This is a genomic window from Amycolatopsis keratiniphila subsp. keratiniphila (assembly GCF_001620365.2).
GTDB lineage: Bacteria > Actinomycetota > Actinomycetes > Mycobacteriales > Pseudonocardiaceae > Amycolatopsis > Amycolatopsis keratiniphila.
In genome coordinates, this window is record NZ_LQMT02000032.1 from 240,846 (window position 1) to 252,713 (window position 11,868).

At 70.2% G+C, this 11,868-nt stretch carries 12 protein-coding genes; 5 read left to right on the plus strand and 7 right to left on the minus strand.

Going from position 1 to position 11,868, the window contains the following annotated elements; genetic code table 11:
• Positions 1-13: 13 nt before the first annotated feature.
• Entirely contained in the window at positions 14-1,195 is a 1,182-nt protein-coding gene (locus AVR91_RS30970) for a cupin domain-containing protein (protein ID WP_063274237.1), read from the minus strand.
• On the minus strand, positions 1,196-1,327 hold the full coding sequence (locus AVR91_RS44350; protein WP_005157133.1) for a hypothetical protein: 132 nt from the start codon (positions 1,325-1,327) through the stop codon (positions 1,196-1,198).
• A gap of 171 nt (positions 1,328-1,498) precedes the next feature.
• Between AVR91_RS44350 and crcB (AVR91_RS30975) the strand changes: the two genes are divergently transcribed.
• Complete coding sequence (crcB, locus tag AVR91_RS30975; RefSeq protein ID WP_063274238.1) at positions 1,499-1,909, plus strand: fluoride efflux transporter CrcB; 411 nt, start codon at positions 1,499-1,501, stop codon at positions 1,907-1,909.
• Positions 1,906-2,280 carry a fluoride efflux transporter CrcB gene (crcB, locus tag AVR91_RS30980; protein WP_063274239.1) on the plus strand — a complete coding sequence of 125 codons (375 nt, stop codon included), beginning with the start codon at positions 1,906-1,908 and terminating at the stop codon, positions 2,278-2,280. The genes crcB (AVR91_RS30975) and crcB (AVR91_RS30980) overlap by 4 nt, the downstream gene beginning before the upstream one ends.
• Position 2,281: 1 nt before the next feature.
• Here crcB (AVR91_RS30980) and AVR91_RS30985 read toward each other — a convergent pair whose 3' ends face one another.
• The gene (locus AVR91_RS30985; RefSeq protein WP_016333033.1) at positions 2,282-2,707 is read right to left on the minus strand and encodes a MarR family winged helix-turn-helix transcriptional regulator; all 426 of its coding nucleotides are present in this window, start codon (positions 2,705-2,707) and stop codon (positions 2,282-2,284) included.
• Between the two features lie 86 nt (positions 2,708-2,793).
• Here AVR91_RS30985 and AVR91_RS30990 point away from each other — a divergent pair, with 86 nt between their 5' ends.
• Positions 2,794-3,870, plus strand: a complete 1,077-nt coding sequence (locus AVR91_RS30990) for an NAD(P)/FAD-dependent oxidoreductase (RefSeq protein WP_063274240.1) — start codon at positions 2,794-2,796, stop codon at positions 3,868-3,870.
• A 69-nt stretch (positions 3,871-3,939) separates the two neighbouring features.
• Here the strand turns inward: AVR91_RS30990 and AVR91_RS30995 are convergent, their stop codons facing one another.
• From AVR91_RS30995 to AVR91_RS31005, 3 genes are read right to left on the minus strand one after another with little or no spacing between them, the layout of a single operon-like run.
• Complete coding sequence (locus AVR91_RS30995; protein ID WP_063274241.1) at positions 3,940-4,890, minus strand: LLM class F420-dependent oxidoreductase; 951 nt, start codon at positions 4,888-4,890, stop codon at positions 3,940-3,942.
• Positions 4,887-7,001, minus strand: coding sequence for a prolyl oligopeptidase family serine peptidase (locus AVR91_RS31000; protein WP_063274242.1), 2,115 nt, complete (start codon positions 6,999-7,001; stop codon positions 4,887-4,889). Before AVR91_RS31000 ends, AVR91_RS30995 begins: the two co-directional genes overlap by 4 nt.
• A 20-nt stretch (positions 7,002-7,021) precedes the next feature.
• Positions 7,022-7,876 carry a PPK2 family polyphosphate kinase gene (locus tag AVR91_RS31005; protein ID WP_063274243.1) on the minus strand — a complete coding sequence of 285 codons (855 nt, stop codon included), beginning with the start codon at positions 7,874-7,876 and terminating at the stop codon, positions 7,022-7,024.
• A 156-nt stretch (positions 7,877-8,032) separates the two neighbouring features.
• Here AVR91_RS31005 and rocD point away from each other — a divergent pair, with 156 nt between their 5' ends.
• Positions 8,033-9,235, plus strand: coding sequence for an ornithine--oxo-acid transaminase (gene rocD / locus AVR91_RS31010; RefSeq protein WP_063274244.1), 1,203 nt, complete (start codon positions 8,033-8,035; stop codon positions 9,233-9,235).
• A gap of 31 nt (positions 9,236-9,266) precedes the next feature.
• A complete protein-coding gene (locus tag AVR91_RS31015; protein ID WP_063274245.1) occupies positions 9,267-10,628 on the plus strand; it encodes a DUF2252 domain-containing protein in 1,362 nt (453 codons plus the stop codon).
• A 300-nt stretch (positions 10,629-10,928) separates the two neighbouring features.
• Here AVR91_RS31015 and AVR91_RS31020 read toward each other — a convergent pair whose 3' ends face one another.
• Entirely contained in the window at positions 10,929-11,804 is an 876-nt protein-coding gene (locus tag AVR91_RS31020; protein WP_063273581.1) for an FAD-dependent oxidoreductase, read from the minus strand.
• Positions 11,805-11,868: the final 64 nt, after the last annotated feature.

Below are 11,868 nucleotides of genomic sequence, written 5' to 3' on the forward strand. Positions count from 1 at the left end.
CCTCCTGTGACTTTCAGCCGATCGAGAGCAATCCCTGCGTGGTGAGCTCGCCGAGGAAGGCCCGCACCGTCCCCCGATCGAGTTCGGACAGCTCGGCGAGTCGCTTGACCGCCTGCGGCGTGCCGTCGAGCAGCGCCTTCAGCAGCGGGGCCGCGGCTCCCGCGAAAACGAACCGTTTCCCGTCCGCGAGCAGGGTCACCCGGCCGTCACCCTCTTCGAGCACCGCCCTCGGGACCAGGAACCGGACCTCGGTCTCGTCGCCGTCCGGCAGCAGGCCGGGGGTCGCCGCCCAGGGCAGGCCGACGCGCGGATGCGCCGGGGCCGCCGAATCGCGTTCGGCGAGGAACCTGTCGACGACGTCGGTGGTCAGCGTGGCTTCCAGTTCCGCGCGCAGTGCCGCCGCGCGGGCCGCGCGCTCCTCCGCCGTCCCGAACCTCGGGAGGTCCTGCCGGAAGGCGGTGCTCGCCCGCAGCTTGTCGGCGAGCCACGAGACGAGGTCGATCCCCGTCGCCGGGCTGAAGCCGAGCGTGAGATGCAGCGACATCTCCCCCACCGCGGTGACGTCGTGCCAGTGCCCGCGCGGGACGTAGAGGACGTCGCCGTCTTCGAGGACGAAGTCGTCGATCGGTTCACCGGGCCGCTCGGGCTGCTCGACGTCGCGATGCAGCGGCGCGGGCCTGGTCGGGCCGTGCATCCGCCAGCGTTTACGGCCGGCGACCTGGATGATGAACGCGTCGTGGTCGTCCCAGTGCACGTCGAAGCCGTGGGTCACGCCCCAGCCGGCGTACAGGTTGACCTGAACGCTCTCCCGGAGGTCGTGTTCGAGGCTCCTGGCGAGATCGCCGATCGGGTCGCTGAGTTCCTGGATGGCGTCGAGCACCATCGTCGCGCCGCCGCGCAGGTGCTCGGTGAACGGAGCGGCCTGGAGGCGGGGGACGGTGCCACTGCGGCGGGTGGGGACGAGATCGGTGTAGCTCTCCATGGGCACCGGGGTGCCGTCGAGCGCGAGGCGCAGCCGCGGGAACTCCAGGCGGTGCTGCCGGAGGATCGCGTTCAGCGCCGGCCACGGCAGCAGGTCGGCGAACCGGCCCGCGCGGCCTTCGAAACGGCGGTAGGTCTCGCCCTGGACGTCTTGGAAGAACTGGCTGACCCCGAGCGGAGCCACGAGGTCAGCCAGCGTCGGCGTTCCGGGCACTCAGCCGTCGTTGCCGTCGTTGTCGGCGGCCGCGCCGTTGGCCTTCCCGCGGTCGACCGCGGTCGGGATCTTCTCGACCTCCAGCAGCAAACCGCTGTCGGGAGCCTGCGTACCTGACTGTTCCTGTGCCATCCTGCCACCTTTTTCTAGACGAGCGGACGGACCGAAAATCGGCCTGGAGCGCCGCCAAGCCTACGACACGTTTCCGGAAAATTCACTGTCCAGCAGGGAAAAACGGCCTTGTGAGCGATCTTCGACACCGTGGCGCCAGTTCACCCGGACAGCGGTTCTAAGCTGCCATTCATGGCTGAACCGGCATCCGTCCCCCGCCCGCGCCGGGACGCGTTCGCGGCCATCGGGGCGGGTGGCGCGGTGGGCAGTCTCGCCCGCTACGGCCTCTCCGTCGCGATCCCCCACTCCCCCGGCCGGTTCCCGCTTTCCACCTTTGCCACCAACGTTTCCGGCTGCCTGCTGATCGGTGTCCTGATGGCGCTGCTGACCGCGGCGACGAAACCGCACAGACTGCTGCGGCCGTTTCTCGGGGTCGGGATCCTGGGCGGCTACACCACGTTTTCGACCTATGCGGCGGACACACTCGATCTTGTGACGGCGGGACGTCCGTTCACCGGGTTGGCGTACGCGTTCGCCACGGTGGCCGCCGCACTGGTAGCCGTCTACGCCGGACACGAGATCACCCGCGCGGTGAGGAAATGACCGTTCTGTTCGTCGCGCTCGGCGGCGGCCTCGGCGCGATCCTGCGCTTCCTGACCGACCGGCGCGTCCAGGCCTGGCGGAAACCCGCGTTCCCGTGGGGCACGCTCACAGTGAACGTCGTCGGCTCGGCGATCCTCGGCGTGCTGACCGGCTGGGCCCTGCACGGCGGGCAGCCGGACGCGGTCCGCGCGCTGCTGGCCGTCGGTTTCTGCGGCGGGCTCACGACGTTCTCGACGTTCGGGTACGAAACCCTGCTGCTGTTCACCGGAAAGACGCGAGCACGCGCCGTGCTGTACGTCGGCGTCACGATGGCCGCCGGGATCGGCGCCGCGGCGATCGGACTGCTGATCGCGTCCGCGATCTGGCGCTGACTCAGTCTTCGGGCGCCATCCGCCACGCGGCCGCCGCGATCGCCTCGCGCTGCTCCGCCGGGAGGTCGGCCGCCATCTCCTCCAGCTTCTCGACGACGCCTTCGTGGGCGGCGTTCGCGAGCCGGAGCCCTTCTTCGGTCAGCGTGATCTTCAGCGCGCGGCGATCACAGGAATCCGCGACCCGCTCGACGAGCGCGCGCCGCTGCACACGATCCACCAGGCCGGTGACGCTGGACTTCTCGAGGTTCAGCATCTTGCCGAGGTCGGTCATCCCAACGCCCGTCTCCCCCTGTGCCAGCACGCAGAGCAGCTGTGCCTGCTGCGGCGTGAGGTCGTGGGACCGGCCGACGTCGATGAAAGCCCGCTGCACGAGATGCGAAAGCCGCACCAGCGCCGTCGCGAATCCGAGGTCTTCGGCCGTGGTCATGACCGCAGTCTACTTGACGATCGTTCGGAGTACGAACTACTGTAGTTCGTAGTACCAACATTACGCACTACGAACTAGGGGATCTCATGACCACGACCGTGGCCGTCATCGGCGGGGGATACGGCGGCACCACCGTCGCCAAGGAGCTGGACTCGTTCGCCGACGTCGTGCTCGTCGAGCCGCGCGAGGACTTCGTCCACCACGTCGCCGCCTTGCGGGGGCTCGTCGATCCCGAGTGGACGGATCGGCTCTTCTACCCGTACGCCGGGCTTCTCGAACGCGGGCGGGTGCTGCGCGACCGCGCGGTGAGCGTGGACCAGGGCGGCGTCACGCTCGCGTCGGGCGAGCGGCTCGCGCCGGACTACGTCGTGCTGGCGACCGGTTCGGCGTACCCGTTCCCGGCGAAGATCGATTTCCAAGACAGCGCTTCGGCGAAGGCGAAGATCCGCGCCACCCGCGAGGAACTCGCGGGCGCGGAGAAGGTGCTGCTGCTCGGCGCGGGCCCGGTGGGGCTCGAACTGGCGGGCGAGATCAAGACGGTCTGGCCGGAGAAGACCGTGACGATCGTCGACCCGGCGCGGGAGATCCTGGCCGGTTTCCCGGACGAGTTCCGCGCGGAGATCCGCCGCCAGCTCGACGAACTGGGCGTCGAACTCCTGCTCGGCACTTCACTGACCGAGGCCCCGGTCTCCGAGCCGGGACAGGCCAAGACGTTCACCTCGGGCCTCACCGGCGGTGGTGAAGTGACCGCCGACCTGTGGTTCCAGTGCTACGGCGGCGCGCCGCACACCGCGTACCTCGACGGCGAACTGGCCGCCGCGCGGCAGGCGAGCGGGCGGGTCGAGGTGACGCCGGAACTGCGTCTTCCGGGGCAGCCCCGCGTGTTCGCGCTCGGCGACATCACGGCGCTTCAGGAGGGGAAGCTCGCGAAGGTGGCCGGTGATCACGCGGAGATCGTCGTGGCCAACATCCGGGCGCTGATCGAAGGCGGCGAACTGCGGACGCACACGCCGGGCGGGCCGATGATCTCGCTACCGCTCGGACCTTCCGGGGGCGCGACCTACGCGGAGGAGGTCGGCGTCCTGGACGCGGCGACGACCTCGGAGATCAAGGGGTCGCACATGATGGCGTCGCGGTACGACGAGCTGTTCAACGTCGCCTGAGTGCCTCGGATGTCATGAAAGGGTCGTTCAGGACAAAAGATGTCCTGAACGACCCTTTCATGACACGCGTCAGCGCGGAGCGAGACCCCGCACGTGCGCGAAGGGATCCTCCCCCGTCGGCAACAACGCGATGATCGGCGTCGTCAACCCGTTGTCCACATAGGACTGCACCTGCTCGCGGCAGGATTCGAGGCTGCCGTGCACGATCAGGTCGTCGACGACCTCGTCCGGGATGACCTGGTTCGCCTTCTGCCGGTCGCCCGCCGCCCACGCCTCGTGCATCGGCGCGAGCGCGTCGCCCCGGCCGAGCCATTCGTGGAACGCGGCGTACACCGGCACGGTCAGGTAGCTCGAGATGAGCATCCGCCCGAGCCCGCGCGCGGCGTTCTTGTCCTCGGTGGGACACACGAAGATCCGCGCCGCCAGTTCGACGTCCGGCCCGATCTCCGCCCGCACCTTCGGCACGTCGGAGGCGGCGAGCCAGTTCGTGATGGCGCCGTCGGCCTCCTTCGCGGCCAGCCGCAGCATCCCCGGCCGCAGCGCGGCGAGCATGATCGACGGCGGCGGGTCGGCGGGCCGCTCCAGCCGGAACTTGCTGACGGAGAACGATTCGTACTCCTCGGTGACCTTCTCCCCCGCCAGCGCGGAACGCAGGAAGCGCAGGGTGTCCCGCGAGCGCGCGAACGGCGCTTCGAACTCGGCGGCGTTCCAGTTCTTCACGATCACCGGCGACGACGCGCCGATGCCGAGCACGAACCGGCCGGGCGCGAGTTCCGCGACGGTCGCCGCGCTCATCGCCAGCAGTCCTGGCCCGCGCGTGTACACCGGCACGATCGCGGTGCCCAGCCGCAGCTGCGGCGCCCATTGCGAAGCCAGCACCAGCGGGGTGAAGGCGTCGTGGCCCGCCGTCTCGGCCGACCACGCGTCGGTGTAGCCGAGATCCGGCAGCTCCCGCACCATCTCCTCGTGCGCCACGAGCGGCACCCCGGTCAGCGGAATGGTGATGCCCCACCGTTTCATGCGTTCTCCTCGCTCTTGACCGCGGCACCGGACAGCTCACGCACGATCCAGTCCACCTGCGTGCGCATCAGGTTCTCCGCGACCTCTTCGGCCTGCGGCGTCATATGCGTCGCGCCGGCCAGCGGCAGGAACACGTGCGCGCGTCCCTTGGCCAGCAAGGCCGACGACAGGCGCAACGAGTGGGCGACGAAAACGTTGTCGTCGGCCAGTCCGTGCACGATCAGCAAGGCCCTCGAGAGGTCACCGGCGCCGGCGATCAGCGAGTTGTGCTCGTACGCCGCCGTTTCCTCCTGTGGCAGCCCGAGGTACCGCTCGGTGTAGTGCGTGTCGTACAGCGACCAGTCGGTCACCGGGGCACCCGCGACACCGGCGTGGAAGACGTCGGGACGCCGCAGCACGGCCAGCGCGGACAGATAGCCGCCGTAGGACCAGCCGCGGATCGCGACCCGTTCCAGATCCAGTTCCGGATGGAGCGCGGCCGCCGCGTGCAGGGCGTCGACCTGGTCGGCGAGGGTGACGTCGGCGAGTTTGCCCGCGATCTCCTTCTCCCAGGCCGAACCCCGGCCGGGCGTCCCGCGCCCGTCGGCGACCAGCACGGCGAAACCCTGGTCCGCCAGCCACTGCGGCGTCAGGAAGGCGTTCCGGGTCTGCAGGACACGCTGGGCGTGCGGGCCACCGTACGGGTCGAGCAGCACCGGGAGCTTGCCCTCGCTCTCCTCGTACCCGGTCGGCAGCACCAGCGCGGCACGCAGGCCCCGCTCCCCCAGCGTCAGCCAGGTCAGGTTCGGCACGACGTCGGGGTCGACGGTGTAGGAACCGATGCGCGCCACGGTCTTCTCGCCGGACACGACGGTCACGACCGGGCCACTGCGCTCCAGGGTCCACGACGAGAGCACGGTCAGCGAAGCGTTCCCGGAGCCGACGTGCACACCGTCCTCAGTGGACAGACGGCGGAGCTCGCCGCCCTCGGTGCGGAAGACGTGGATCTGCGTCGGGTCGGCCTCCGACGCGCTGAACAGCACCTCGTCGCCGACGTGCAGGACCGAGCGCACCTGCAGTCCCGGCGGGGTGACGGCCACGCCGTCGACGACCAGCCGGTGGTCGCCGTCGGCGGCGCTCTCGCGCACCAGGCGGCCGTCGGAGGTCCACGCCGGGACACCCGCGGCGAGCTCGACCCAGTCCTCGTCGGTCTCGGTGTGCAGCACCTCGACCGCGCCGGTCGACGGCTCGACCGCCTGGATCTCCAGCTTCCGCTGATCACGCGACTGGACCGACAGCAGCGGCTTGCCCGCGGCGGACCAGTGCACCGCGGCCAGGTACTCCCAATCGGTCTTCTCCACGTCGACGCGGGAGCCGTCGAGGCCGAGGACGGCCAGCGTCACGTCCGCGTTCGTGGAGCCCGCGGCCGGATACGCGACGACGTTGGCCGCCGACTGCGGGTTGGCCGGGTCGGCGATCGTCCAGCGCGGCACGGCGGCCCGGTCGGACCGCTCGGCGAGCACGCTCTTCCCGTCCGGCGACCACCAGTACCCGCGAGTGCGGCCCATCTCCTCGGCCGCGATGAACTCCGCGAGACCCCAGGCGATGTCGTCGCCCGCCTCCTCGACGAGCACGCGGTCCTCGCCGGTCGCCCGGTCGATCACCCGCAGGCGGCGGTCGCGGACATAGGCGACGTGCGTGCCGTCCGGGCTGGGCCGCGGGTCGACGACCGAACCGTCGACCAGCACTGCGACCTCGCCGGTGGCCAGGTCGAGGGTGTGGAGCTTGCCCGAGAGCGAGAACGCGGCGACGGTGAAGGCGTCGTCGACCGCGTAGCCGACCACGCCGCCGCCGGTCTCCCGGCTGCGCTCGCGGCGGGCGCGCTCCTCCGGCGGCAGGTCCTCTTCACCGGGCAGCAGCTCGGCCGCGTCGACCAGCTTCGTCTCCTCGCCCGACGCGACGTCGAACGACCACAGGCTGTGCCGCGGGTCCGTCCCGGACTCGGACCGCAGGAACAGGATGCGGGAGCCGTCCGGGGAGACCTTGAACTCTTTGGGCGCGCCGAGGGTGAAGCGCTGGGTGCGGGCCTGGCGGCGGAGGAACGGGAGATCTTCGAGGCTGATGTCGGTCACGCCCGCACTCTCTCAGACGATCAACCGGAGACGCCAACGCCTTCGAGCTTCTTCAGTTCCGTCTCCGGGTCGAAGTCGGCGGGCGGGAACTTCGGGTCCATCCCCTCGATCGTCTCGATCAGCAGCCGCGCGACCAGCCAGTTGCGGTACCACTTGCGGTCGGCCGGGACGGCGTACCAGGGCGCGCCCGCCGTGGAGGTCTTGGCGAAGATGTCGGCGTAGGCCTTCTGGTAGTCGTTCCACTGTGCCCGCGCGTCGAGGTCGGCCGGGTTGTACTTCCACCACTTCGCCGGGGTCTCCAGCCTCGCCCTGAGCCGCTTCAGCTGCTCCTCCGGCGAGATGTCGAGGAAGACCTTCACGATGGTCGTGCCCGCCTCGGTCAGCTCCTTCTCGAACGCGTTGATCTCGGCGTAGCGTTTGCGCCATTCCGCCGCGGGCACCAGCTTCTGGACGCGCGGTACCAGGATGTCCTCGTAGTGGGAGCGGTCGAAGACACCGATCTGCCCCGGCGACGGGAGCTGTTTGCGGATCCGCCACAGGTAGTGGTGGCGCCGCTCGGTCGCGGTCGGTGCCTTGAACCCGGCGTACCGCACGCCCATCGGGTTGACCAGACCGAGGACGTGGCCCACGGTTCCGCCCTTGCCGGAGGTGTCCATCCCCTGCAGGACCAGCAGGAGGCTGCGGTTCCCACCGCCGACGCCCTCCGCGTACAACGCCTCCTGCAGCTCGGCGAGCCTGCCTCCGGCGTCCGCGAGGTCTTTGAGCCCCTTGGGCTTCTTGGTCGGCCCGATCGGGAACGAGCCCGGATGGTGCCGCTCGACGCCCTTGCCGATCCTCAGCGTGTCCCGGACGAAGACGGTGTCCTTTTTCGCCATCCGGCGACGATAACCGCGGTCCGGGCCCGGCGCCTCCGGTGATCGAGTACGCCGCTGCACGATTTCGCCACTCGATGGAGTCGATACGCAACGAACAACGGGTCAAAGCAACGTTTCCCGGATGAAAGCAGCCGGATGGACATCTAACCTGAACGCATGACGACCGCCGACTTCATCGCGCTCGACGAGCAGTGGAGCACGCACAACTACCACCCCCTGCCCGTGGTGATCGCCACCGCCGAAGGCGCCTCGGTCACCGACGTCGAGGGCAAGACCTACCTCGATTTCCTCTCCGGTTACTCGGCGCTGAACTTCGGGCATCGCCACCCCGGGCTCATCGCGGCCGCGGTCGAGCAGTTCGGCCGGGTGACGCTGACCTCGCGCGCCTTCCACCACGACCAGCTCGGGCTGTTCTGCCGGGAGCTCGCCGAGCTGGCCGGTACCGAGATGACCCTGCCGATGAACTCCGGCGCCGAAGCCGTCGAGTCCGCGGTGAAGATCGCCCGGAAGTGGGCGTACCGGGTCAAGGGCGTCCCTGACGGGACGGCGGAGATCATCGTCGCGGGTTCCAACTTCCACGGCCGGACGACGACCATCGTGTCCTTCTCCACCGACGAGACCGCGCGCGCCGACTTCGGCCCGTTCACGCCCGGCTTCGTCACGGTCAAGTACGGCGACGCCGAAGCGCTGCGCGACGCCATCACCGAGCGCACCGCCGCGATCCTGCTGGAGCCGGTGCAGGGCGAGGCGGGCGTCATCGTGCCGCCCGCCGGGTACTTCGCCGAGGCGCGGCGGCTGTGCGACGAGCACAACGTCCTGCTGATCGCCGACGAGATCCAGTCCGGGCTCGCCCGCACCGGCACCGTCCTCGCGCTCGACCACGAGGGCGTCCGCGCCGACGTCTACACGCTGGGCAAGGCGCTCGGCGGCGGCATCATGCCGGTGTCCGCGGTCGTCGGCGGCAAGGACGTGCTCGGCGTGCTGCGGCCGGGTGAGCACGGCTCCACCTTCGGCGGGAACCCGGTCGCGTGCGCGATCGGCCGCGCCGTGGTCGGTCTGCTCAAGACCGGCGAGTTCCAGGAGCGCTCGCGGGAACTGGGCGCTCACCTGCACTCGCGGCTCGGCGAACTGGTCGGGAACGGCCTCGCCGAGGTTCGCGGACGCGGGCTGTGGGCGGGCATCGACATCGCCCCTGGCGGGCCGACCGGGCGCGAGGCGTCGACGGCGCTGGCCGAACGCGGCGTGCTGTGCAAGGAGACGCACGACCACACGCTGCGGATCGCGCCGCCGCTGGTGATCAGCCGTGAGGAGCTCGACCGCGGTATCGACGCCATCACGGAGGTCGTCAAGACGCGGTGAACCTTTCGGACGGGTTGTACGTTGCCTGTCCATGGGAGAAGAGCGGGAGTGGGTGGAGCGGCCGCTGGTCGGCACCGAGACGGTGTCGCCGGAGGACTGGTCCGCCAGGGGCAAGGCGCTGCGGGCCGAGGCGCCGACGTCCGCGCACGATCACGCGGCGGCGGGCGAAGGACGGCCGAGCGTGGCGGAGTTCTTCGCGCGCACGAACGAAGGCCGTCTGCCGGAGCTGGTGGAACTGCGGCGCGAGCGCATGCTCGCGTCGCCGTTCACCTTCTATCGCGGGGCCGCCGGGCTGATGGCCGCCGATCTGGCAGGCTCGCCGTCGTCCGGGCTGACGGCGCAGCTCTGCGGCGACGCGCACGCCGCGAACTTCGGGCTGTACGGCACGCCCGAAGGCCAGATCGTCATGGACATCAACGATTTCGACGAATCGGTGCCCGGCCCGTGGGAGTGGGATCTCAAACGGCTCGCCGCGAGCCTCGTCCTTGCCGGGCGTGAGGGCGGCATCGGCGAATCGGGCTGTCGTGAAGCCGCCGAAGACGCGGTGAAGTCGTACCGGCGCACCATCCGGGGGCTGGCGGAGCTGCCGTTCCTGCGGTCGTGGAACGCGTTGCCGGACGCGTCGGTGCTGAGCAAGGTGCGCGCGCACGATCTGATCGACGACTTCGAGGAAGCGGCCGAAAAGGCGCGGAAGAACACCAGTGCCAAGGTCACCGCGAAGTGGACCAGGCGGATCGACGACCACGAGACCGGCCTCGAACGGCACCGTTTCGTCGAAGACCCGCCCGTGCTCACGCACGTCGACGACGCGACCGCCGAAGCCGTCGTGACCGGACTGGTGTCCTATGTGGACACGCTGCGTGAATCGCGGCGGACGCTGCTCTCGCGGTACCGGGTGTCCGATGTGGCTTTCCGGGTGGTCGGCACCGGGAGTGTCGGGCTGCGCAGCTATGTGGCGCTGCTGCACGGGAACTCCGGCGAAGACCTTGTCCTGCAGGTGAAGCAGGCGAACCCGTCGGCGCTCGCGCCGTTCCTCGGCCTGCCCGCCCCGGAGCACGAGGGCCGCCGGATCGTCGAAGGCGCGCGGCTCGTGCAGGCCGAGACGGACATCCTGCTCGGCTGGACGACCATCGACGGCGTGCCGTACATCGTGCGGCAGTTCCGGAATCTCAAGGGTGACATCGACCCGGCGGAGCTGAAGAAGGACCACCTCGACGACTACGGCCGCCTGGCCGGCGCGTTGCTGGCGCGGGCGCACGCGCGGTCACTGCATCCCCGGATGCTGGCAGGGTACTTCGAGGACGACGAAGACCTCGATGAGGCCATCGGCGCCTACGCCATGCGGTACGCGGATCAGACCGAAGCGGACTTCGAGGCCTTTGCCGCCCTCTGACCCCCCGCCGCATTTAGTCCTCTGAATGCGGCAGGTTGGCGGCCGGGGAACAACCGATCCGGCACCTTCGCGCGGCTCCTCACGGTGGTCGTGAGTGGCGTTTCGGGTTCTAACCCGAAACGCCACTCACGACCACCTGGACCGATCGGCCGCCCTCGCGTGATCGAAGACGGAACTCGCGTGATCAGCGGCGGAACACACGAGTGCGGCCTCCAATCACGCGAGTCACGTCCCTGATCACGCGAGTCACGCCTTCGCTCACGCCGCGTCTGCCGCATTTAGTCCTCTGAATGCGGGACCTCACACCAGGGCCAGGACGTCGTCGGCGCAGCCCCAGGCGACGGTGATCCCCGCGCCCCCGTGCCCGTAGCAGTGCACGACGCGGCCGTCCCGCTCCAGCCGCACCTCGGGCCGGAACGGCCGCAAGCCGACCTTCGCGCCCAGCACGGGCGCGTCGGCCAGCGCGGGCACGAGTTCCCGGCACCGCCGCACGATGTCGGCGGTCACACCGGGGTCCGGTTCGACCGAATCGCGGCCGGGCTCCTGCGTGCCGCCGCAGACGACATGGCGGCCGTGCGGGATCACGTGCCGCAGCACCGGAGTCGAGCCGTCGACGATCCATTCGGTCAGTCCCGGATCGGCGAGGTGGACGACCTGGCCGCCGACCGGCACCACGGTGCCGTCCCCTGCCAACCGCCCCCCGCCGAGCCCGGCGGCGTTCACCACGAGATCCGCGTCGAGGTCGTCCAACCGTGACACGGTGCGGTGCTCGGTCCGGACGCCCAACGCGGCGACTTCGCCGGCGAGCCAGTCGAGGTACACCGGGGTGTCGACCACCGCGGTGGTGAAGCTGAGCCGTCCGGGTTCGTGGTCGAGGCCGGGCATGGACAGCGCCCACGACGGCAGCGCCGCCTCGCGCGGGACGACGTAGGTCCCCCGGAGCATGCGGACGCCGGGGGCCCCGAGGGTGCGGTACTCCTCGACGCTCGTCGCGGTCCAGCGGTCGACCCGGTCGGAGTTCGCCGCCAGCGGCGGGAACAGCACGCCACCCGCGACCGCCGACGTCGTCTCCCCCGGTCCGGCGTCGGTGAGCACCGTGACGTCGTGCCCGGCGCCCGCCAGCCGGTGCGCGCAGCTCAGCCCGATCACCCCGCCGCCGACCACACTGATCCGCATCGAAAGCCCCCTTCGTCCTCGCGAGCCGTCCCTGCATGGTGACTGATCGCCCGTCACGTAATCT